The organism is Marinobacter sp. M3C (assembly GCF_023311895.1).
Lineage (GTDB): Bacteria > Pseudomonadota > Gammaproteobacteria > Pseudomonadales > Oleiphilaceae > Marinobacter.
The window spans coordinates 2,708,267-2,730,671 of sequence record NZ_CP092284.1; the positions used below are offsets into that span (position 1 = coordinate 2,708,267).

General features: G+C 52.2%; 25 protein-coding genes. 4 read left to right on the forward strand and 21 right to left on the reverse strand.

Annotated elements, in window-relative coordinates; translation table 11 throughout:
• Nucleotides 1-27: 27 nt before the first annotated feature.
• From MIH18_RS12765 to MIH18_RS12795, 7 genes are all read right to left on the reverse strand, one after another.
• Nucleotides 28-831, reverse strand: coding sequence for a putative hydro-lyase (locus MIH18_RS12765; RefSeq protein WP_283164716.1), 804 nt, complete (start codon nucleotides 829-831; stop codon nucleotides 28-30).
• A gap of 116 nt (nucleotides 832-947) precedes the next feature.
• Nucleotides 948-1,832, reverse strand: coding sequence for a LysR family transcriptional regulator (locus MIH18_RS12770; protein WP_249006867.1), 885 nt, complete (start codon nucleotides 1,830-1,832; stop codon nucleotides 948-950).
• A 293-nt stretch (nucleotides 1,833-2,125) separates the two neighbouring features.
• Complete coding sequence (locus tag MIH18_RS12775) at nucleotides 2,126-2,530, reverse strand: hypothetical protein (RefSeq protein ID WP_249006868.1); 405 nt, start codon at nucleotides 2,528-2,530, stop codon at nucleotides 2,126-2,128.
• Nucleotides 2,505-2,858: an ImmA/IrrE family metallo-endopeptidase gene (locus tag MIH18_RS12780; RefSeq protein WP_249006869.1), complete on the reverse strand. Its 354-nt coding sequence runs from the start codon at nucleotides 2,856-2,858 to the stop codon at nucleotides 2,505-2,507. The genes MIH18_RS12775 and MIH18_RS12780 overlap by 26 nt, the downstream gene beginning before the upstream one ends.
• Nucleotides 2,859-3,194: 336 nt before the next feature.
• Complete coding sequence (locus MIH18_RS12785; protein WP_249006870.1) at nucleotides 3,195-3,557, reverse strand: hypothetical protein; 363 nt, start codon at nucleotides 3,555-3,557, stop codon at nucleotides 3,195-3,197.
• 37 nt (nucleotides 3,558-3,594) lie between these two features.
• Complete coding sequence (locus tag MIH18_RS12790) at nucleotides 3,595-3,921, reverse strand: hypothetical protein (protein ID WP_249006871.1); 327 nt, start codon at nucleotides 3,919-3,921, stop codon at nucleotides 3,595-3,597.
• 5 nt (nucleotides 3,922-3,926) lie between these two features.
• Nucleotides 3,927-4,823, reverse strand: a complete 897-nt coding sequence (locus tag MIH18_RS12795; protein ID WP_249006872.1) for a LysR family transcriptional regulator — start codon at nucleotides 4,821-4,823, stop codon at nucleotides 3,927-3,929.
• A 99-nt stretch (nucleotides 4,824-4,922) separates the two neighbouring features.
• Between MIH18_RS12795 and MIH18_RS12800 the strand changes: the two genes are divergently transcribed.
• Both MIH18_RS12800 and MIH18_RS12805 read left to right on the forward strand, forming a co-directional pair.
• On the forward strand, nucleotides 4,923-5,906 hold the full coding sequence (locus MIH18_RS12800) for an aldo/keto reductase (protein ID WP_249006873.1): 984 nt from the start codon (nucleotides 4,923-4,925) through the stop codon (nucleotides 5,904-5,906).
• Complete coding sequence (locus MIH18_RS12805; RefSeq protein ID WP_249006874.1) at nucleotides 5,903-6,094, forward strand: hypothetical protein; 192 nt, start codon at nucleotides 5,903-5,905, stop codon at nucleotides 6,092-6,094. Before MIH18_RS12800 ends, MIH18_RS12805 begins: the two co-directional genes overlap by 4 nt.
• Here MIH18_RS12805 and MIH18_RS12810 read toward each other — a convergent pair.
• Nucleotides 6,060-7,514, reverse strand: coding sequence for an MFS transporter (locus tag MIH18_RS12810; RefSeq protein WP_249006875.1), 1,455 nt, complete (start codon nucleotides 7,512-7,514; stop codon nucleotides 6,060-6,062). The two genes, MIH18_RS12805 and MIH18_RS12810, sit on opposite strands and share 35 nt — an antisense overlap.
• Nucleotides 7,515-7,612: 98 nt before the next feature.
• Here MIH18_RS12810 and MIH18_RS12815 point away from each other — a divergent pair, with 98 nt between their 5' ends.
• Nucleotides 7,613-8,410 carry a helix-turn-helix transcriptional regulator gene (locus MIH18_RS12815; protein WP_249006876.1) on the forward strand — a complete coding sequence of 266 codons (798 nt, stop codon included), beginning with the start codon at nucleotides 7,613-7,615 and terminating at the stop codon, nucleotides 8,408-8,410.
• An 81-nt stretch (nucleotides 8,411-8,491) separates the two neighbouring features.
• Here MIH18_RS12815 and MIH18_RS12820 read toward each other — a convergent pair whose 3' ends face one another.
• The 10 genes from MIH18_RS12820 to MIH18_RS12865 all read right to left on the reverse strand — a co-directional run bounded on the left by MIH18_RS12820 (nucleotide 8,492) and on the right by MIH18_RS12865 (nucleotide 18,612).
• On the reverse strand, nucleotides 8,492-8,977 hold the full coding sequence (locus MIH18_RS12820) for a hypothetical protein (RefSeq protein WP_249006877.1): 486 nt from the start codon (nucleotides 8,975-8,977) through the stop codon (nucleotides 8,492-8,494).
• Between the two features lie 23 nt (nucleotides 8,978-9,000).
• A complete protein-coding gene (locus MIH18_RS12825; protein WP_249006878.1) occupies nucleotides 9,001-10,185 on the reverse strand; it encodes a WD40 repeat domain-containing protein in 1,185 nt (394 codons plus the stop codon).
• On the reverse strand, nucleotides 10,172-10,966 hold the full coding sequence (locus MIH18_RS12830) for a hypothetical protein (protein WP_249006879.1): 795 nt from the start codon (nucleotides 10,964-10,966) through the stop codon (nucleotides 10,172-10,174). Before MIH18_RS12830 ends, MIH18_RS12825 begins: the two co-directional genes overlap by 14 nt.
• 11 nt (nucleotides 10,967-10,977) lie before the next feature.
• Entirely contained in the window at nucleotides 10,978-12,162 is a 1,185-nt protein-coding gene (locus MIH18_RS12835; RefSeq protein ID WP_249012554.1) for a WD40 repeat domain-containing protein, read from the reverse strand.
• Nucleotides 12,162-14,096: an alpha/beta hydrolase gene (locus tag MIH18_RS12840; RefSeq protein WP_249012555.1), complete on the reverse strand. Its 1,935-nt coding sequence runs from the start codon at nucleotides 14,094-14,096 to the stop codon at nucleotides 12,162-12,164. The genes MIH18_RS12835 and MIH18_RS12840 overlap by 1 nt, the downstream gene beginning before the upstream one ends.
• Entirely contained in the window at nucleotides 14,097-14,963 is an 867-nt protein-coding gene (locus tag MIH18_RS12845) for a DUF4123 domain-containing protein (RefSeq protein ID WP_249012556.1), read from the reverse strand.
• 169 nt (nucleotides 14,964-15,132) lie between these two features.
• Complete coding sequence (locus MIH18_RS12850) at nucleotides 15,133-16,323, reverse strand: ammonium transporter (protein ID WP_249006883.1); 1,191 nt, start codon at nucleotides 16,321-16,323, stop codon at nucleotides 15,133-15,135.
• 15 nt (nucleotides 16,324-16,338) lie between these two features.
• Nucleotides 16,339-16,842: a hypothetical protein gene (locus MIH18_RS12855; protein WP_249006884.1), complete on the reverse strand. Its 504-nt coding sequence runs from the start codon at nucleotides 16,840-16,842 to the stop codon at nucleotides 16,339-16,341.
• Nucleotides 16,842-17,519 carry a glutathione S-transferase family protein gene (locus MIH18_RS12860; protein ID WP_249012557.1) on the reverse strand — a complete coding sequence of 226 codons (678 nt, stop codon included), beginning with the start codon at nucleotides 17,517-17,519 and terminating at the stop codon, nucleotides 16,842-16,844. Before MIH18_RS12860 ends, MIH18_RS12855 begins: the two co-directional genes overlap by 1 nt.
• Nucleotides 17,520-17,739: 220 nt before the next feature.
• Nucleotides 17,740-18,612: a DMT family transporter gene (locus tag MIH18_RS12865; RefSeq protein WP_249006886.1), complete on the reverse strand. Its 873-nt coding sequence runs from the start codon at nucleotides 18,610-18,612 to the stop codon at nucleotides 17,740-17,742.
• Between the two features lie 263 nt (nucleotides 18,613-18,875).
• Between MIH18_RS12865 and MIH18_RS12870 the strand changes: the two genes are divergently transcribed.
• On the forward strand, nucleotides 18,876-19,811 hold the full coding sequence (locus tag MIH18_RS12870) for a LysR family transcriptional regulator (RefSeq protein ID WP_249006887.1): 936 nt from the start codon (nucleotides 18,876-18,878) through the stop codon (nucleotides 19,809-19,811).
• A 247-nt stretch (nucleotides 19,812-20,058) separates the two neighbouring features.
• Here the strand turns inward: MIH18_RS12870 and MIH18_RS12875 are convergent, their stop codons facing one another.
• The 3 genes from MIH18_RS12875 to MIH18_RS12885 all read right to left on the reverse strand — a co-directional run bounded on the left by MIH18_RS12875 (nucleotide 20,059) and on the right by MIH18_RS12885 (nucleotide 22,280).
• On the reverse strand, nucleotides 20,059-20,391 hold the full coding sequence (locus MIH18_RS12875; RefSeq protein ID WP_249006888.1) for a hypothetical protein: 333 nt from the start codon (nucleotides 20,389-20,391) through the stop codon (nucleotides 20,059-20,061).
• 297 nt (nucleotides 20,392-20,688) lie between these two features.
• Nucleotides 20,689-21,384, reverse strand: coding sequence for a LysE family translocator (locus tag MIH18_RS12880; protein ID WP_249006889.1), 696 nt, complete (start codon nucleotides 21,382-21,384; stop codon nucleotides 20,689-20,691).
• Between the two features lie 29 nt (nucleotides 21,385-21,413).
• Nucleotides 21,414-22,280 carry a hypothetical protein gene (locus MIH18_RS12885; protein WP_249012558.1) on the reverse strand — a complete coding sequence of 289 codons (867 nt, stop codon included), beginning with the start codon at nucleotides 22,278-22,280 and terminating at the stop codon, nucleotides 21,414-21,416.
• Nucleotides 22,281-22,405: the final 125 nt, after the last annotated feature.

The following is a 22,405-nucleotide window of genomic DNA, read 5'->3' on the forward strand; positions in this document are numbered from 1 at the left end:
TCTAGTTTTTTTGGTGTTACAGCGGTCTCACAACAAAGCCACCTGACTTTCAGGAATGTCCGTGACCAACATATGGCCCGGCGTGTGTGTAATTGCAAATTCGATCCCCGAGTCCATGAGGACCTGCTGCGGCGTAACGCCACAAGCCCAGAAAACCGGTATCTCATCGTTCGCTACAGAAACCGCGTCTCCGTAGTCAGGTGAGCCCAGGTTCAGGATTCCAATCAGTGACGGGTCGCCAAGGTGTACAGGAGCACCGTGGGTTTGGGGGAAGCGCGTGGTAATTTGAACAGCGCGAATGGCCGCTGCGGCAAGAAAGGGGCGCATGGATACGACCATATTCCCACTGAAGCCACCGGCCGGTCGCAGCGGAATCGAGGTCTTGTACATGGGTACATTGCACCCTGCCTCAATGTGGCGAACGGGCACGCCATTTTGCAGCAGGGCATGTTCAAAACTGAACGAACAACCAATGGCAAAGGTCACCAGATCACCACGCCATACCTCTGAAACGTCGTTCAGCGTTCCATCAAATTTGCCATTGCGGTAAACACGATAAGAAGGCACGTCCCGGGCAATATCCAGATCCTCGCCCAGCACAGCGCACTGCCGTTCACCCGGCTCACTGACCGCGAGCACCGGGCAGGGTTTCGGGTTTGCCTGACAAAAACGCAGAAAGCCATTGGCCTGCTCTTCTGGCAGTATGACCAGATTGACCTGAACAAAACCGCTTGCCATTCCGGCTGTCGAACCTACCAGCGAGCCATTACGTGCTGCCAACCTGACATCTCCGGGCGTGAGAAAGCGCTGAGGGTGATTCGTCGAAACCATGATTCTGCCTTACTTTGCTTTTCATCAAAGTTAGCGCAGAACCAATGATTAGTTCAAATCGAATTTTAGAATCAACTTTGATAGATAAAGCTGATCAGTCAGCAGTATTGATGACTTTATAGGGGCTTGGACGCCACGATCTTGCGAGAAAGGTCCGCAACGGCCCGCACAACATTTGCACCTGGTGCCGCACAATACGCCATATTGAAAACCAGATCAGGAATGCTGGCCTCAACCTTGAACTCCCGGAGCTGCCCTGTTGCGAGCTCTCTTGTGATGATCTCCTTTGGTAGGGCGCTCACACCGATACCGTCCAGAGCCATGCGGATAATGGTGGATAACGAGGAGCTGGAATGAATCTGAGTGGAACTGCCCATCTTATTGATCAGCGTGCGAATGTTGGTGTGAGGCTCACTCATTCTTGGATAAGTAATAATCGGGATTTTTGCCAGCTCGGAGAGGCTAACGGGTTCCGGGGGTAACGTCAGTTTCGGGCTGACAACCCATATCAGCGAGTAGCTATAGAAAGGCATATTAAAAAAGCCCTCCTGTTTTACTTCACCGATAAGAAACGCAATATCAATCTCCCGTTTCAGCAGTTTTTCTGACAGATTGATAGAGATATCAACATCAAGTTCCAGATTAATAGCTGGGTAGGTTTCATTAATCCTTTCTATCAGTTCAGGGAGCCAGGTATACGCAATGGTTTCTGCAACACCTAGCCGGATAGTGCCCTGAATGGCATCCGGGCTGGCAACAGTCTCGAGCAAGTCCGCATGAAGCTGGAGAATTTGTTCGGCATAGGAGAGCACCTGCCGGCCTTTCGCTGTCAGCACAGCCTTACGGCCAGACCGGTCAAACAGCTCTATACCAAGCTGGTTTTCCAGGCCTGCAATTCGGGCAGAGATCGTTGGTTGCGAAGCGTACAGCTTTTTCGCTGTAGCTCGAAAACTGCCCAGTTTTGCAATCCAGAAGAAAGTTTCTAATGACTTGATATTCATAATGAAATGTGGGATCGGAATAAAGTCGGTAACAAAACTGCCCCCTAACGCCCATTCTAGTGGGCGCCTTCGCTCGCACAAAAAAATAAAGTTGGTAACGGAAAGATACCACTCTCCTTTCCGGTGTGTTTTCCATGTAAAAAAAGATGGTGACTTTTCATTTTATTTTCACGCTAAGCCTTATTCAAAAGTCACGCTAAGCCTTATTCAAAAGTGTAGTGTAAGGTCACGAATGTTCACCTTTTCGAGCCTTACGTGGTACTAGCAAGCAAGTCTCCGAGCCCTTTGCGCTCCTACTTTCGATCGAGAGGAATCACTCGACTACCGCTGTTACTGCTCTGTTGCGAATTTGAGCGTTGTTGGGTACTCGACCTTAAGCGCAATTCGATGACGTTGTTAGTGTCGTCTTGCTCAAAATAGCCTTTGGGGAGATTACAAAGCTCTTCTATAATACCCGCAGGCATTCCCAAGACTTGGCGTAAAGTATTTTTCTCCAAGATCTTATTCTCAACCAACATTTTGACACTACGCTCGATCAATTTAGGCTCTTCAGATACTAACGTTTCATCAAGTGATTCACGTTGTACCAACCCGCGGGCGGAACGTGCTTTCCACAACCGTAAGGCCGTATCTTCGCCTATGATTTCCAAATCCTGACAGCCCTGTGTCGAATCATTGCTGCAGCAGATGCCTTCCATTTTGCTTGAGAGCCAGAAAAGTATCCAGCGTTGGATACCGCACTTCTCGAGCAAAAGAAGCTGCCGGTAATAAAATAGCATTAGCAAAGCGGTGTGCCTGCTTTTCTAATAGGTGGTAGTGTTTCTGGTAGTCTGCATCAGTAACTGCTTTATGAAGTACGATATGGGCTAGCTCGTGCGCGGAATCAAATCGCGTTCTAAAGCCATTGGTTTTATCCACACAAAGAAAGATGTAAGGACGGGTATCCACCTGTGACCAGCGTGAGACTCCATCCATTTTAGCGAAACCCAAGCTGCCACGAGTAACTACAATGCCATTGCTTTCCATGGTATTGACCAAGTTATCAACAGGTGACTGGCCAAGCTTCTAGCGTTGTCGGCACTCGGTAGCAAAATCTTCTATTTCATAGTCAGTCAACGTTTTGAAGTCACCTCTGTGCTCCGGCACATTGAGAACTGGAAATAGGAGGGGACGTGAGTGGTTGCCAGCATGTTGGTATTTTCCAGCTTAAAAATTACTGATGTACTGAAACAATGCACCATCGAAATAGCGCTCAACCTGGACCTCCCCCAGTGTGGAATTGGGTCGCGAAGCAATCGATCAGCTCAGCGGCCTGGGTGCCTTGGCGGAACCGATGCTGCTCAGCGAAATCGTTCGAAGGCGTTAGATGAACTGATGATCGGTATACAAGTCCAGTACAGTATCAACATTCAATCCTGCCGTGCGCTGCCCCGCCAGGGTATTCGCCGCTTCGATGGCGGCTCCGATCATTACGTCGGCCAACTTCACTGCCGGACTGGTCTTAGAATCGACCTGAGTCATGGCCGTTAGTTTGAGCGGAAATCTAACGCGCGCAATTTCGGTCTGTCGGAACTCGATGCTTTGTTCGTGGTCGATATAGCGCTGCAAAAAATCATTATAGGCAAGCAGGTTCTTAGACTGATCGTGCTCCACACAATAAGGCCCCGCAACCATCTCCTTCATGCGACTAATCAACGATTGCAGCACCACGAACGCTGCATCCATGGTGACACCAGACGTTGCGATCGCTCTTAGGACATTTTTAGTTCGCCAAGATTTCGCGCTGCAAGCCAAGCAGTCGGGAATGGTTTCCTGGCCGCCGTGCGAGTGCTCGGTACTTAAGCTCTGACGCCTGCAACTTTAGAAAATACTCCTTGATTAAACGTCCGGCGTCCTCGTCCGTGATAGCAACCGCAGTTGCTCCCTGGAAGCATTGCTCGGGATTCAGAAGGCCAAATCCCGTATAGCCACTTTCGTCAATCCGGAAGCACTCCATCGAAATCGTCCCTTGCACAGTGTTGAACTCAACCCAATCGTCCAAGCCAAACACCGTATCATAAGCATTCGTAACATCCAGCAGGTCATTCAAGTCGCCTACCTGACCCCCGCCAGTCGCTCATGATTACGCTCGACAATTTCCGCAAGATGATCGGCCACGACTCTAATGCGCAACGAAGCGGATAAATCGCTGTGCAGCGCCAGCCAGATTGGCTGATCCAACTCCAACTCAAGCGGCACTTCCCGCAAACCCGCCTCGCGGGCCAGAAAATGTGGCAAAATTGCCAGGCCCAACCCGGCGGTCGCGGAGCTTAGCTGCGCGGACAATGTTGTGGTAGTAACCACAGGCATCTGGCCACGTAAGGTGCGTTCAATCCATTGAGCTGCGGGCAGGCCACCCTGACGTTCCGACCACCCAATGAAGCGATCACCATCGAAACGGCCCGCATCAGGCCCTGTGTCGCGCGCAGCCATATATTCCGGCGATCCGTAAAGACCAAAACCTAAGGTGCCAACACGGCGAACGCTGACGTTGCCGCGCTCAGGGCGCACCATGCGCAACGCCAGATCCGCGTCGCGGCCGTGCAGGTTGATGGTACTTACGTCCGTCAAAATCTCGATGCTTAAACCGGGATGTCGCGCAAGCAGTGGGGCAAGGCCCGGGATAATGATCGAATTGGCGAGATTCTCAGCCGTCGCTAACCGAACATGTCCAATGGCCTCTGTTTCCGTCGCCGCCTGGGCGCGAAATGCTCCCATGGCCTGCTCCAGAGCTTCGGCTCTAGGCAGCAGGGTCGCGCCCTGATCGGTCAGACGATAGCCGGACTGGTGCCGCACAAAGAGTGGCACGCCAAGACGACTTTCCAGCCGCGCGATTCGCCGCGAAACAGTCGCGATACCGGTGCCGAGAGACTTGGCGGCAAAGGTCAGGGTTCCAGTGCGTGCGACCGCAAGAAAAGCCGGTGCATCATCCCAGTTCAGGCGTTCAGTCATAAGCTTTCCAAAAATGAAAATCAGATTTGCATTATAGACTGTAGATTAGCCGATATCGGAAAGTCATGATGATGCAGAATCCAACAAAGGAGCATCATCATGCAACGCAGGTCTCTCGCCCCCGGTTTAAACGTTTCTGCCCTCGGCCTTGGCTGTATGGGCATGAGTGAATTTTACGGTCCACGGGACGATGTGCAATCGATGCAGGTGCTGCGCCGCGCCGCCGATCTGGGCGTAACTTTTTTCGACACCGCCGACATGTACGGCCCGCATCATAATGAAGAATTGTTAGGGCGCTTTTTGCGGGAACGGAAGCCGCAAGTCGAAATCGCCACAAAGTTCGGAATCGTACGCAAGCCCGGTGAGTATGCCCGCACAATTGACAACAGCGCTGAGTATGCCAGGGCAGCCTGCGAGGCTTCACTGCGCCGCCTCGGGGTCGAGCGGATTGATCTTTATTACGTTCACCGAATCGACCGCAGCCGCCCCATTGAAGAAGTTATGGAGGCGCTTTCCAGTCTAGTCCGCGCCGGCAAGATCGGCCATATTGGCCTAAGCGAGGTTAGCGCGGCCACGCTGCGCCGCGCCCACGCCGTTCATCCGGTCGCTGCGGTGCAGACCGAATACTCGCTCTGGTCCAGGGATGTCGAGTCGGACGTTCTGCCCACCTGCCGTGAACTCGGTATTGGGTTCGTGCCTTATTCGCCCCTTGGCAGGGGATTTCTTACCGGCACATTCGATGGTCAGAGTGATTTCGCCGACGGCGACTTCCGCGCAAACCTGCCGCGTTTTTCGGCGGAAAACATCGACGCTAACCGCCGTATTGTCGATGTCGTGCGCTCGCTGGCGTTAACCAAAGACTGCACGTCAGCGCAGATTGCACTCGCCTGGCTATTGTCGAAGGGCGACCATATCGTGCCGATTCCCGGTACCAAACGACTGAAATACCTCGAAGAAAACGTTGAGGCCGTCGATGTAGTGCTGTCACCAGATGAGATTACAGCACTGGAAGCCGAGGTATCGGAACTGAAGGTGGCCGGTGGGCGCTATACCGATGAAGGCATGAAGGGGCTGGATGCATGAGCGGCGTAACCAGATCCAATCGGCTTACCTGTGCTCTCTCACTGCTGAAAACACTGGAAGCCGATGCTTCCACCAAGGTGACAGCTAGCCTGGATGCTTTGTCAGACGCTTTTGCCGAGGTGGTGCCGAAACACCATTACTTGCTGCCTGTTGTCAGCTCGCCGATCTCTGCGCCCTTGCCAGCATAAGCAACAACAGACAAACAAGCATCGCAGCGCCCAGGTTGTAGAGCATTCCCGCGACAAAGGCCGAGGTGTATTGGCCCGCTTGCACTGCTGCACCATCGCCTGTAGCCAACGCTGCACTGAACAGAATACCGACCACGGCTACACCCAGCGCCGCACCAACCTGTTGAACGGTAGAAATCACACCCGCCGCCATACCGGCCTGGTTCTCTTTGACAAAGCCGAGCACCAAATTCAGTAGCGGCGTCATGATGAAGCCCTGACCGGCTCCGATCACAATTAGCATGGGAATCAGGCGCACCGGCACCAACTCCGCGCCTGCCTTCTGCACCTGCGCAATCAACAGCCCGATGGAAATCGCGTAGATCAACGCGCCCCCGAGAATGGCGCGTGTTCCCCATCGTGCCACCAGCCGAGGCGCGGCTAGTGATGCCAGGACGAAGCCCACGCTGCACGGCGCGAAGATGCTGCCCGCCATGAAAGGGTCAAGGCCCAACCCGGTCTGCACCAGCAAGGCAAAACTCAAGAAAAAAGAACTGGATGTGGAATAGACCAGCAGCACCAGCAATGCACCCAGTGCAAAGCGGCTCTGGGTCATCAGTCGCATGTCCACCAGCGGCAATCCACCGGATACTCGCCGTTGCTCCTGTTGCCGATAAAACAGCGCAAGCAGCACCGCCGCCGCGCCCAGCGACCATAGGCTCCATACTGGCCAGCCTTGCCCCGGACCCTCGATCAAAGGCACCAGCAGTAGCGCCAGGCCGGCGCTGACCAGAGCCACTCCCGTCCAGTCTAGAGTCGGGCGCTGCGGCGCATGGGATTCTGGGATCCACCTTGCGGCGGTGATGGCGAACAAGCCAATGGGCACATTGATAAGAAAGATGTTACGCCAGCCCAGCCCGAACAAGTCGGCATACACCAGCCATCCGCCCAGTACCTGCGCGGCGATGGCCGCCAGGCCCAGAGTCATCCCCAGCAGGCCGAAGGCACGGCGGCTGTCGTCGCCATCGAAGTTGACGCGGATGGATGCATAAACCTGCGGAAACAGCAATGCGGCAGCCAGCCCTTGCAACACCCGTGCGCCGATTAGGAGGCCGGCGCTGGGGGCCAGCCCACACAAGACCGAAGCCACAGTGAAGCCGGCCATGCCGACGATGAACAACCGGCGGCGTCCGAACAGGTCTCCCAGCCGCCCGCCGGTAATCAGCAGAACACCAAAAGCCAGCTCATAGCCGGCCACGATGAAACCTATCTGTGCAAAGCTTGCGCCCAGCCCAGCCTGCATACTGGGAATGGCCACATTGACCACGAACAGGTCAAAGATGGTGACGAAGCCAGCCAGTAACAGAACGGACAGACCCAGCCACGGGGCGCGTTTTGGGGGGACGACAGCCGTTGTGAAAAATTGAGAATCAACGCTCATATTGCATCTCCAGAGTCATAAAGCGATCATTCTCAAATCTTTATTAAACGATTACAATTTAACTAGTTATACTATTACTAAAAGCAACGAGGTAAGCTATGCGTACCCTGAAACGAACTCGCGACGACCTCGCGACTTTTTTGCGCTCACGTCGCGAGCGTCTTTTGCCCACTGATGTAGGCCTGCCCAGCGGAGGACGTCGGCGTACGCCGGGACTTCGCCGAGAGGAGGTGGCAGCACTCGCGGGTGTCGGGTTGACTTGGTACACTTGGCTGGAACAAGGCCGCGACATAGGCGTATCAGCCACGTTCCTGGACAATTTGGCAAGGGTGCTGAGGCTAGATGCAGCCGAACGCCGCCACCTGTACTTACTGGCTCATGAACGGCCGCCCACCGAACCGGGCAAGACATGGTGCATAGTGCCGCCATTAATACGCCGCCTAATGAGCGACCTAGCCCCACATCCAGCCTACGTGTTGAACCTGCGGTGGGATGTCCTGGCCTTCAACGAACCGGCCAACCACCTCTTTGACTTCGAACGTCATGCGCCTGTAAGACGCAACCTTCTTTGGATGCTATTCACCGATCAAACTCTTCGCAGACTCTTTGCCGACTGGGAAGAACAAGCGCCACGAATGTTGTCTAGCTTCCGGCGCAACTATGCTCGTGCTACCCAGGAAAGCGACATTCGAGAATTGGTGGACGAACTGCAAAAGGTGTCTCCTGACTTCCATACCTGGTGGCAAAAGCACGACGTGCATGCACCGTGCAATGGCGTGCGCAATCTTCGGCTGGATGATAAAGTAGTTGCTTTCGAGCACACTTCGCTGACCATCGACGCAGATCGCCATCTGCGCTTGGTGGTTTATGCAAAAAGTGAGAAAACGGCATCCTAGGCGATGGATGGCCCTTGCTGCCGCCCAATCTCCCACGGTAATTTCCCCCGCTAAAAATGGGAGGATAACTACCTCACTGCCTCACGCCATCGCCGCAAGCACCCTATCTGCCCAATGTTGCAATGAGCTAGACTCTAAAAGTCCTTTGTTGCCTAAAGGCGTTCTGGGTGGAGTATGCGCAGAGCCGAAACGCAAAACGTAGTCTTTGGCCATTTGAGGGCTTACGCTGGCCTGGTGGTTTAAGGGGGCCAGCAGGGTGTAGTCAGGCTGCCGCTCGCCGTTGCGCAGGCAGTCTATACAGGGCTGCCACAAAGCGATTGCTTCGGTGAGAATGTCCCTTTCAAGTCGCGCCCAGTTCTCTTGAATTTCGGTTTTTATCCTGCTGAGAGCCGCGTCAAGACGATCAGCTCCTTCACGCGTTGTGACATAGGATCCAGAAGGTCTGTCAGGATGATCGAGAATTCTCAGTGGAAGATAATCTTTGTACAGCTTTTCGATGGCAGGCCCGAACCCGTTATCCAGAAAGCTCGGGAAAGTCCACCATTTTTTACCATAGGCTTCCCGCAAGTTACCGAGCAGTTCAACTCATGCTATTCCACCACCCAAACCCGCTCCAACGTCAGCTCGTCTGGGTCAAACTGGTACACGCTGATGCCGCCGGTAGACTGGTGACCCATCGCCAGAATGCCCGCCTCCGGTGAAGTGGCGATGGCGGTGTTGCGGTCGTACTGGCTGCCGTAGGTGACCAGTTTGGGTGACGCGCCAAGATCAAAGTATTTCACAGGCCAGGGGCTGCCGGTTTTGAACAGGGCGGCAACGTGGCTGTTGTTGCCGAAGCGGAGGTAGTACTCGCTGTTGTGAATGAAGGCTAGGGCGATAGTGAAATCATGAACGCCGCGCGGAGCTTCGATCAGTCCGCTCTTATCAAAGTAGTCAGAATCTGGAAGGTCGTCAGGAAGACCATCAATATACAGTCCTGAGTTGTAACGTGCGGCTCGCATTCGGTGTTCAGGATTGGATGTATGCCAAGTGATACTATTGCCAGCTTCATCACCACTGACCACCCACCGCCCATTTGGGCTGATGGCGGCGTGGGTTTTGGAGGCGTTTCCGCGGAGTTTTGCAACAGGCTGTTTTGTTTTCGCATCCCAAAGTGTGACGCCCCCATATTTTGAAAACCGTTGGCTGCTATTCATTGGTGAATGGTCTGCGATTGCTGAGCGGTCACTATCGACGCCGGCTGTAACAAAGAAGGTGTTGTTTCGGTCTATGGCGAGGTTGAACAGCTTGCCGGATCCTAAAAAGCTGGGGCTGATGCCATCACTAAGGACAGTACGTTTTGTGTCCCCATAGCCAGAAAACACATTCCAATGCTCATCAGCAGACAAGTAGGTCTCAAGATCGCCACTGATAACGTGGCCGTAGGTTGGGAAGTGCTGAAATCGCTTCAGTACTTTTCCGTCAACCGTTTGTGCAGTAACGGTATTGTCTGTGTCCTGCCACAAAAAAGCGTTTTGACCCGGCACAAAATAGGCGCTGTAAAGGTTGGCTTTACCGGACAACGTATTCCACTGTTTTTCTTGCAGATCCCAGAGAATGAGCTTGTTGTCTGTGTGGGCACTGACGACATAGCGGCCAGACTCCGATACACCCATGGACATAACCGGCCCAGCCCAGACTCCCAGGAGGTTGGAGTTCAGCAGGATGCTAATAAGCACAAAGGCACCAAGCACCGCGCCTATCCAGCGCACTTTGTTAGCGTTAATAACGGCCAAAACCCACTCCTTCGTCTGATATACGACGTATAATTTCTGCTCTGTAAGAGCGATCGAACACTTCATCACTTGGAATCCGCATACCCGAGTGGCTAAAAAGCCATTTTGATTGATCAACAGGGCTGAACTTTTCGTCATCCAGCGACTGTTCGATAAATTCATCGAATCCTGTCGCACCTCGCCGGGTCACTTCCTCAAACCCCACATACCCCAACGCAGGCCGAGGCCGTTGCTCTGGAACCCAGTTATTCACCGCAAGCTTTTTCAAACGCACAACGTAGTCTTTGGCCATTTGGGGGCTTACGCTGGCTTGGTGGTTTAGGGGGGCCAGCAGGGTGTAGTCAGGTGGCCGTTCGCCGTTGCGCAGGCAATCTATACAGGGTTGCCATAAAGCGTTTGCTTCGGCGAGGATGTCTTTTTCTAACCTCGCCCAGTTTTCTTTAACGGTTTTTTTGAGCCCCGCAGGTGTCGCCAAAGATCGCTGGGGGTGTGCGGTCATCCACGCCTCGAAGGTGAGTGGTAAGTAGTCTTTGTATAGCTTTTCGATGGCAGGCCCGAAACCGTTGTTCAGAAAGCTTGGGAAGATCCACCATTTCTTGTCATAAGCCCCCCGTAATTTACCAAGTATGTCGTCCATGGGGTCGTCGGCGGTTGCGAGATCCCATGCTTTGGATGCTGCCCGAAGATGTCGTGGTATGGCGTATCGCCACCAAGCATTATCTGCAACGGCGGGTTGCCAGAGAAACAGGTGATCGATCAGGTTGTTTTTCCCTGAGTTCATTTCGCCTCATGCTATTTCACCACCCAAACCCGCTCCAACGTCAGCTCTTCTGGGTCAAACTGGTACACGCTGATGCCGCCGGTCGATTGATGCCCCATCACCAGGGTGCCCGATTCGGGTGAGGTGGCGATGGCGGTGTTGCGGTCGTACTGACTGCCGTAGGTGACCAATTTGGGTGACTCGCCGAGATCAAGATACTTCACGGGCCAGGGGCTGCCGGTTTTGAACAGGGCGGTGAAGTGGCTGTTGTTGCCGAAACGAAGGTAGTATTCGCTGTTGTGGATGAAGGCGACGGTGATGGTGAAGTTGTTGAGGCCGGCGGGTGCATCGATAAGTTCACTTTTATCGCTTTTTCTGGGATCGCCATCTTCAAAAGGCGCATCGTCAAGATAAATACCGCCTTCGTATGTCGCTAATCGATGTCGGGTTTCGGGTTGGTCAGTGTTCCAGAACGACCCGATTCCATTTTCATCCGCACTGATTACCCATTGTCCATCGGGGCTAATGGTGGCGTGAGTTTTAGAAGAATTGCCATCCAGTTTGGCAGTTGGCTGTCCGGTTTCGAGGTTCCATAAAGCAACGCTGTACAGGTGCTGGTAGTCCGCACCCTGATCCAGAACTTCTTGTAGCGACCGATAATAAGGTGGTTCAAATCCTTTGGGCTCCCCACTTCCTGCAGAAACTATCCATTGCTCAGACTCGTCCATCGAGAGATTGAAGAGCTTGTGATAGCCAAGAAAAGCCCTGCGATCGGTTGCTTTCAGAGTCTCTGTAGAACCGTCTTCTGTTCTCCGAAATATGCCCCAGCCAATGCCGGAGTAATAATAGGTGCTGAGATCGTGAGTCATGAGGTGACCATAGGTGGGCTTGTTTAGCTCAAAAGCTGTTTTAACCTCGCCGTTTACCGATTGGGCGGTTACCGTATTGTCGAGATCCTGCCAGAGGAAAATGGGCTGGCGTTTGATGAAATATGCGCTGTAGATATTGGCGTTGCGACTGATAATTTTTCGTCTATGCCCTTCCAAATCCCACAGAATCAGCTTCTGATCCTTGTGAGCAGTAATGGCGAATGTCCCGTTTGAGGAAATTGAGGCGCTCATGATCGGCCCGGAGGAATGATATGCTTGCCACAAGCCGTATCCTGCAGCCAACGTGAGTCCCAGCAGCAAAAGCGCCCGTAGATTGAATTTGCTCATCAGTAACGTCCAAACTTTGAATTTGCCAGCAATCGGTTCTTCATGATTTGTCGCTGATAGACTTCTTCGAACAACTCTTGAGTGGGAATCCGCATCCCAGAGTGGCTAAAAAGCCAACGACTTTGATCTACCACTAGCCAGGACTCATTCAATAACCTATCTTCGAGGAATTTATCTCGAAAGGGTCCGGCAGTCTCGCCTGTCACTTCCTCAAACCCCACATACCCCAACGCAGGCCGTGGCCGTTGTTCCGGTGCCCAGTTGTTCGCAGCAAGCTTTTTTAAACGCAGAACATAATCTTTCGCCATTTGCGGGCTTACGCTGGCGTTATGGTTCAATGGCGCGAGCAGGGTGTAGTCAGGCGGCCGCTCGCCGTTGCGCAGGCAATCTATACAGGGTTGCCATAAAGCGTTTGCTTCGGTGAGGATGTCTTTTTCTAACCGGGTCCAGTTTTCCTGAACGGTTTGTTTGAGCGTTTCGGGTGTGGCCAAAGATCGCTGGGGGTGAGCAGTCATCCACGCCTCGAACGTGAGTGGTAAGTAGTCTGTGTACAGCTTTTCGATGGCGGGCCCGAACCCGTTGTCCAGAAAGCTCGGGAAGGTCCACCATTTTTTATCATAGGCTCCCCGCAAGTTACCGAGTACGTCGTCCATGGGGTCGTCGGCGGTTGCGAGATCCCATGCGGTAGTTGCTACTGGATGCTTGAATGACAGAGCCTTTCGCCACCAAGCCTCATCTTCACTATTATCCGCCCCAAGAATGCCGTCGCCACGGGAATGCAGCACCACAATCTTGCGAGCTGCGCTATGGGCGGCAGGAAACACGCCCAGCCCCAAAGGATGCACGTCTCGGCTGCTGTCGTTGGTGAGGGCATTGTCGGCAACGGCGGGTTGCCAGAGAAACAGGTGGTCAACCAGATCGCGTTTTCCGATGATGCCCATAATGTTCAGGGCGGTGAGCGCTACCCGTGCACCAAGAGAGTGAGAGAGCAGGTTGATGGCAATGCCGGCATTTGCCAACTGCAACAATAGCGGAGCCAGGCGCCGCCCGGATGCCATGGCGTTCAGCTCCGCCTGCATGAAATCGGTGGAACCGGTATCCCCCGGCCAGGAAATGTTAATGATGCGGCTATAGGGCATCCAGTCTTCGCCGTCGAAGCCTGCGGCGCGGTTCAACTGGTACTCCATATGAACAGCCCAATTATGAGCGCCGCCACCATTCAGCTTTTCGTCTTCCAGCGACACGGAGCTATTCGCCGACAGTGCTGCCGTATCCTGCCAGACCGTGGCTCTATTGGGATGCCAGGTATTGGCTTTCGCGAATGACGGCGCATTACCGTGGTAGGCTTCTCGGCTACCGTCGTACTTCAAGAATCGCCCCCACTCACCATGAGGAACGTTGTAACCGTGCATAAAGATAAGCGCGTTGTTGCCGTTTGCCCGAAAGTAATCCAGTTGGTCGTCCGTCAGCAAATCTTCAGATGGGGAGGCCTCTTCACGCAGATTAATAAATACCGGTGGCGGTAGGTGTATCGCTCTGGCTTTGCGCTCGCCCTGGATGACGGTTAGCTCTACGCCTTCGCTAAGGGTATGGCCCGGGGCAAAGCGAAGCTGCTCGCTTACAGTATCAAACCCGATCAAATGCTCGCCCTTCGGTTCCTCAGGCCCGTACCACTGTGCGTTGCCCGTAAGGAGTTTGGTGAAGCGAGCCTCTGCATTATCTGGCGTATGCTCTGTGCCATTTTGCAGCGTGGCGGTGAATGATCTACCGCTCTCATCCTCGATTTTGCCGGCATCAATAAAAGCCCTTGGTCGCCCCAAGGTGTCAGAGCGGCTCAACAGTACGTTTGCGGTTTCGCGCTTGCAAACGGGCGCGCCGTGGGCGCCGAGAGGCGTTGTGCTGGGAGAGAAGGGCAGGTTGCCAGTGAGTGTCATTCAGGTTCCTTCCTGTGAATGCGTTAATGTTGCAAGTGCGTCCAGCGTGTTGGACCAGTAGGCTCTTTGCCTCGTTTTACGTAGGGTTGCAAGGTCCGCTTCGCTCAGCGCGCGGGTAAAACCCCGGCTTATTAGCAACCCGGCTGCTTCTACCAAACCCTGCTCATTAGGTGCGCCGAGTGTTATCAGTTGCTGGAACCAGTCGGAGACCGTTCGGGCTGCTAGATCGTGGTTATCTGCCAGACCTTTTGCCAATAAATTGCGGCGATACACTTCTACGGATGCGAGATTCTGCTGAGTCAATTCAAGAGGCAGAGGGTTCTGCTCTTTCGCTTCGGTCGGATGTGCCGGGGGGTGGTCTTTTTCCAGCGACCAGTTAGCACCTGCATAGCCGCCATGTATTGCGGTTAGCGGGCCGAGAACCCGCAGGCGTTGTTGGTGTGACAGTAAGGCACCAAGGCTGCCAAACGTTGCCGTGTCTGCGTAGCGAAAAAGGCTGTCGCCATAAGGGGTACGAACGGTGTTCAGGCTTATAAGATGATCGCGTATTTCTTCTAATGTCAGCAACGGGCCCTGCAGAGCCAGAGCTTTGGCCTCTGCCAGCCATTTATGCAGCCATTTTTCACTCTGGCTTGTGGTGGGCTTAATAATTAACGGGCCATCAAATGCTTGTTCACGGTATTGCGTATGAATATAAGGCAAGTCGTAGATGGGTGAGGCGTCGTGCTCAAACAGTAAGCGCAAAACATCTGGGTGCTTGGCCTGGTCAACGAGATACCAACAGGCACCTGCATTAATGGGGTCTGCGTGAGGGTAAAACGACGTGGTTGTTTGAGCCTCATGGCTCAAGGCTGTGGCGTCCTTCATGGCTGCTTTCATCTATCCTTAGATGGCCGAATCTGTGCCATATGTTAGCTCAAGTGGCAGTTTCGATCAGCTTAAACCCGGGAAACGTGTCAGGTTTCTAAAATGGATGCCTCAAAATGCGAAGGGGCGCCCAAATGGGCGCCCCTTGTCACTGCTGTTCACAGCTTTGCTACTTGCTGCTAACAAACTCCGGGTAGGCTTCCATGCCGCACTCGGCAATATCCACGCCCTCGTACTCTTCCTCTTCACTAACACGTAAGCCCATGACCGCCTTGATAATGCCCCAGGTTACCAAGCTAGCCATGAACACCCAGCCAAAAATGGTTGCAGCGCCTATGAGCTGGCCGCTGAAACTGGCACCATCGTTGGTCACCGGTACCAGCAGCAGACCTAGCAGACCACAAACTCCGTGGGCTGAAATGGCGCCGACCGGGTCATCAATGCGCAGCTTGTCCAGACCGATAATGCTAAACACTACCAGGATACCGCCAAGCGCGCCCCAAAGGGTTGCCTGTAAGGCCGTGGGTGTGGATGGCTCGGCGGTAATAACCACCAGGCCAGCGATAGCACCGTTCAACAGCATGGTCAGGTCGGCTTTGCCAAACAGTATGCGAGCGGTAATCAGGGCGGCAATGGCACCGCCCGCGGCAGCTGCGTTGGTGTTCAAAAACACCACGGCGACCGAGTTGGCGCTGGCGATATCGCCCAGTTTGAGTACAGAGCCGCCGTTGAAACCGAACCAGCCCATCCACAAAATGAGGGTGCCCAAAGCCGCCAGGGGCAGGTTGGCGCCGGGAATCGCGCGGATTTCTCCGTTCGAGCCGTACTTGCCTTTGCGGGCACCTAAAAGCAACACACCTGCCAGTGCCGCCGCGGCGCCTGCCAAATGCACAATGCCAGAGCCGGCAAAGTCACTGAAGCCCAAATCACCGAGGTTATAAAGACCGAACACGTCTTTGCTACCCCAGGTCCAAGAACCCTCCAGCGGATAAATCACGCTGGTCATCACCACCGCAAAAGCCAGGAAAGCCCAAAGTTTCATTCGCTCGGCAACTGCGCCGGAGACAATGGACATGGCTGTTGCCACAAACACCACCTGGAAGAAAAAATCTGCGGCTGTGGAGTAAATGGCCGCGCCCTCGAAACCGTCTTCGCGGCCGGCGAAATCGGTCAAAACCGAAGCTGTATCGGTTTGGCCAATGCCCGAAAGCAAGATTGCGCCGTCGTACATGATGGCGTAGCCGCACACCATGTACATGGTGCAGGCGACGGCGTACAAGGCGATGTTTTTGGTCAGGATTTCGGTGGTGTTCTTGGCGCGTACCAGACCGGATTCGAGCATGGCAAACCCGGCGGCCATCCACACAAGGCTCTATTAAATGAAACAGTTTTTTGCGTTGGTAGCTAAAGCATCAGAACGGTCAAATCGTTTGTTTGGCCAAGGATGCACAACTCTAGGTTGTGACAGCGCGTCTCGCAAGAACTGACCGAAGCGCGCCCACACGAGACAGTAGCGCTGGCTTCTGCGCCGCAGCGCTTTCATCCAGAGCTTTCCCAGTTCCGTGTGGAAGCGGCCGATGCCTGTTTGGTATACCCCGTCCTTGACGCTGTGCAGCGTTCGTCGCATGCGGCTCACAGATGTTTGCCGCAGCAACATGAACGTCCGTCTATCACGCAGGACTGCGCAGCTGTGCGTAAACCCCAGAAAATCGAACGACTCAGGCTTTGGTAGCCCTGCAGTCGCGCAGTCCCTCCGGGCAAAGCGTCCAAAGCGGATGAGCTTCGTCTTGTCCTCGTTGAGCGACAGTCCAAAGCGATCCAACCTCTGGTGCAGCTGACTCAGGAACGCCTCCGCATCGTCTTTTCTCTGAAAGCCCATTAAGATCGAAACAGCGCCTGTCTGAAACGCGCTTCCTTTCTCTTCGCCCTTTCGATGTTGTGGGTGGAACAAAGCGGGATCGTTTGAAATACATGTAGTTTTTCGATAGCCCTCACATATGCGTTGATATTTTGAAATTGCTTTTCCACGACAATATCGCCCAACATTCGTTGACTAAAAGACCACGCCACAGCGACGGTGATTCCAGCTTGCTCAATAGAGCAGTCTGTCGATGGTTTTGAGCTATCTATTTCGTAATCAAGTTCACGAAAAGCCGCCAAAAGTTGTGCGGTAATACGATCCACCCACGGTTTATATTGTTTGTCCAATGGACGCATTTTTCTCTCGTAGATAATTTGAATAGCCTTTTCGCAGGCTGCAAGAGCAAGTCCGATTGTTCGCACCGCACGCGCCTGTTTTAATGGCTCGTCTGGCATCAGGCGGCGCCCCGTATGGTTTTGTCGTTCGAAGTAATCGAGGATCAGACTTGAGTCGAGCAGAACACCACCATCATCAAGAACAATTGTTGGCGCTTTTACGACAGGATTTATTTTTGCGAACTCGTCAAACGAATCAAATACTGAGATGGGCTTATGTCGGTATCGGATGCCGTAATACTCGAGAGAGATGGCAACACGCCTGACATAAGGAGAGTCCAGTGTTCCTATCAAATCCATGGTTTCCACTCCTTTATAGGTCGAACGAAATATAAAGTGCTCACATGACCGAGTACGCAAAATAGGATCAAGTCATGAATTTTTAGTTAGGGCACGGAACTCCTAAGTGAAAGTGGAGAAGAGTGCTATCTTGGAGTTCACGAGAAATGCTATTGGCATTGCATGAACCGTTTCCACTTGACATTACAATGGTCAAGCTGCATTCGAGAATTTTCGGTTACTAGGCAATTTTTCGGTACATTAACAATGAAGCGACCACCATAATTCCACCACCAAATGTCATGAGTGTTACCGGCGTGTCATATACCAAATAATCTAGGGTATAAGTGATTACTGGAACTAAGAAAAATAGAGCTGCAACCTTACTAGCCTTATCATTGTTGAGCATAAAAACCAGCAGCAGTATCGCACCCACTGAAACGACTAGAATCATCCAAATAGCCGAAAAGACAAACTGAAGACTTGGATTGACTTCGAAACTAAAAAGTAAAACTGCCATTGTAAATACAAATGAGGAAACACAATATTGAGCGAGCACTGAGCCAATAACATTAACGTGTGTCCGCTTCTGCAAGATAGTACCTATTGTCATTGCCAATACGGCCAAGAGCGCAGAAATAACTCCGGGTAGGGTAATCACATCAATCTTTCCGCCCCCGAGGATGGCTATTACCAGGCCAGTGAAACCGAAAAGCAATACACAGTATCCCTTAACCCCGATTCGTTCAAAAGCAAGTAACGGCGTCAGTAATGGTTGACAGCCGAGAACGATGGCAAGCATCCCAGGGGAGAGCCCGTATGCGATTGAACTAAAGAAAAATCCCTGATATAAAACCTGGAGAAATATACCCACAAGAACAATGTTGAGCCATGATTTCCAGGTCAGTAATTGGAGACTCCGAACTTCGCCCTTTTTGAATATCACGACCATTAAGATCATAACCAATAAAGCGCCCAACGACCTTACCAGGAGGAAGGAGAGAACAGAGGCTTCTTGGAGGCCCGCTTTAACGAAAATAGCACCACTACTCCACATTAATAGAAACAACAACGGTGCCATACGAGCCAAATCTAATCGAGTATTTTGCCACATGATTATTATGCTCAGTGCCCTTGGGCAAATTCATCATATTCTTCATGGATTTTAGGCAAACTGTTAAGCCACTCGATTTCTTCGCTAAAATCAACGTTACGTAGGTCAAGCTTCCCAACGATATAAGAGGACATTTGCTTTCTCCAAATTAAAACCGAGGTTTCAACTTAGCAATCATTGAATTACGATAGAAGCGAAGGAATTTGATAGGGGCCTATCAAGTCGCTCGATGGGATCGAGCCTCGTGACATGGGAGAAAGTAGATGGATCTCGATATCGATTGTTTGCGCAGCTTCATCGCGGTATCCGAATTAGGTAGCTTTTCGAAGGCAGCTTTGCGCCGGCACCGCGTCCAGTCAGCTATCAGTTGGCAAATTAAGAAGCTTGAACAACAGGTAGGGACCTCACTTTTTAAGAGGCACAGCAAAGGTGTGAGTCTGACAAGCGCTGGCAAGATTCTTCTGAAAAGAGCTTGTGAGATTGTGGAAATAAACGAGATTGCCATAAGCGAATTGTCTGGGTTGGCTACAGAGCAAAAGGTCACAATAGGCACCAGCGACGCGTTTTTAGCTAGCTTTGTGCCGCGCTTGCTCCGTTCCTGCCGAAAATCACTGCCAAACCTATCGATAGAGGTCATATCAGGATATAGCGAGCAGATATGGCGCTCTTATTCTGCTGGGGAAATTGATATTGCGTTGACCCAGAACTGCCCTAGGACTATCTCCAGTAGATTATTGTTGTCCTCTCCTATGGTTTGGATTGCACCAAACGAGCATTTTTGCTGGGAGGCAGAGCAATTAAAAATAGCGTGCTTCACCACGGGATGCTCTGATCGTTCATTAATAACGAGCGCGTTGGACAATTTCGGATTGGAGTATGAAGTAGCTTTCTCAGCCTCGTCTCTGGCAGGCGTACTCTCAGCGGTGGAGCATAGCTTTGCCATATCAGCCATCCCATACATTGCTTTAGGGGAAGGCGTGTCCATCCTGGATAACATTGGCACTCTCCCTAAGCTGGGTAACGTAGATATTTCCATAGCAGCCAATTACACAAATTCTGGCGATCCCATTAGAGCTGTCGAAAGTGCGATAATCGAATTTTTCGCCGAAAACCAAGAAAGTAAGCAGTTATCACCCCATTTGCAGCGGGACTCAGAAGTCAACGCCAAGCCACCATGGCGGGTTTCTGTTAGGGGGTAATCCCTCCGAGTTCCATACTGGTCGCTCGCTATTTTAATCCTTAATTCAGTACAACAAGTCGTATTAGCAGGTTTATTTAAGCAATCCACTGCGCTTAGCACTATTTTTATAGACGGTGAAAGTATAACGTTGCCCATTTATCAGATCGACGTATTTGCCGAAAAGCCTTTTGAAGGAAACTCGGCAATCGCGGACCGCACAGGATAGTTGACGCCGAATACACGAGGTAGGTGGTAAAGCCTACCACCTACCTGCTCGCCAAGATGAAGCCCAATAGTGCGAGCGCACCGATGCCCATGCCCCAGCTGTTGGCGCTGACAGATGTGATGCCCAGGCCGCTGTTTCGCCGCGATGCCATATTCCCGAAAGAGAACATCAGCGTTCCAAACGTGGCCCAGCCGATTCCCTGAAGCGTGGCGATGTCGAAGCTGGCAACGAGGTCGGTCCAGAAGATTAGCACCAATCCGGTCGCGCCCACGCTGCCGGCAAGGATCGTCTGCACGGTGATCCGATCGCCAAAGAACAACCGTGCGTTGATCGCATTAAAGATTGGCGCATCGCCAGAGGAGAGCGCTTTCACGAGATGATACCGGGCTCGATCTTTCACACAATACGCGATGCCGGACTCTTGGTTATCGAAGAAAAGCCGGAAGAATTATTGCACCAAATTCAGCTTTTTCTTTATAGCATGCCTGCGGTGGAGTTCTACCGCTCCATCAAGACACGGATTCGCCTCAGGTACATATTCACTCCTTCCTTAGATTTTCTCATTCTTTGAATTACGCCAAGAGCCGAAAATCTGCAGTGGCAGTCAAGCCCCATTTGAGCCAACGACATGCCCAGCATGTTTGAGTTCAGACTGTCACTGTACTTGCACTTAGTGCCAAAAACCGGAAATAGCCTCGCGTGCCAATATAAAGGCCATCAGAATAATTAAGCCGCCTCCGATACGGTTTACCATTCTGACACCGTCTGCGTTGGAAAAAAGGCGGGAACTTGCACTGTGAGCAACTACAACCCACACGCTATCGATCACAATTCCCAACACGATAGGTATCATCGAGTACATGATAAGGAGGCTCGTGGGGCTCGCAAGATTGTCGCTGAGAAAGCTCGGAACTATAGTTCCGAACATGATGAAAGCCTTGGGGTTGGTTATACTGACTATTACACCTTCAGTGAGCGGTGATTTTCTCCTTGTTGGCTGTTCGGCTGCAACCCGACTCGCCGCTTTCGAAGCTACAAGATACCCTATACCAATAAGCAGCAAGGCGATCGCACCCAGCATTCTGATAGCAGACAAAGCAAAATCGGACTTCAATATAAGAGGACCAAGTCCAAACGAAAGAAGTACCGCAATGCTCAACATGCCAATTGCATTGCCGATCACACCACGTAACGCATGATTTCTACCCTTCATGATAACTTGCCCAATAAAAAGCATGATGCTTGGGCCAGGTACAGCAATGAGTATCGAGCTGGTTATAATTAGCCCCAGCAACCCACTGACGGATACCCCAATATCTTGCATGTAAATATTACCTCCGATATGCGTGCTGCCCATGCTCATCATGTTTATGATCGGGACAGCAGCCTATTGTCTCAGTTCCCTATTTGGTTAACCTTCGAGAGCAACGCCAATGTCGGTTGTATGCTAAGCGCCTCTACTACCTCTTTATCGGTCATTAGCGGATAGCAATTATCTAAAAATTCATCTAACACGGGCAGCATGCTTCGCCGCTCATTAAGCCCAAGCGCACACGCACAAGCGTTGAAAGCAACATTCTTATATTGATCCGGGTTGGTTTCCTCATCTACGTAGTCGTCGAGATCCCACCGGCCTATCAAGCTCTCCTGTATATGGAACTGGTCCACTTCGACGCCGTCACGGAAGACGTGGAAAACAGGGTGGATATAAACACTTCTGGATGAATCAAAATGATCTGCGGGAAGCGTAAAGTAATGTGTTGGCAGCGTCCCATCACCATAGCGAGAGAAACCGTACTCGAACACAACCTCTACGTAAGTTTTGGTCCCATCCCATCGCTCTCGATTATATTGACGTGGAAATGGTGGCCAAACCTTGACATGTACAGCACCGGTGCCATCATCGCGTTCGAACGTAACCATGCTGCCGAAATAACTGTAAAGCTCGAACAATGGCATTGTAGTACTAACCATACTGACCAGGTATTCGGCGAGAGAGGTAAGCCCACTCGAAGCTTCGTTCGATGGTAGTGTGCATACGAATAGGGGCTCAAGTGGCATGCCCTGCTGTTCGGCGATGAGATGACCAAGTGCCTGTATGTTGCAGCGGAACCCATGGACGAAGCCGGATGCAGCGTCTGGATCATTTATGCGCGTCGGGGCACCAATGAAGTATAAATTGGGTTCGTTAATGGATTCCCATCTTGAGTTGAGCAGGCAATATTTACCGGCCTTATCGCATTCCGGACGGACACGCTCCATGTCGAATATACTCGCCATGGTGTAGTTGAATCCACAGCAAACAATAATTTCGTCAACAATTCCTGTTCGACGCATCCAGCGAGGCGGAGTCCAATGAGGGCACGGTGTCTCGTAACGAACCAAAA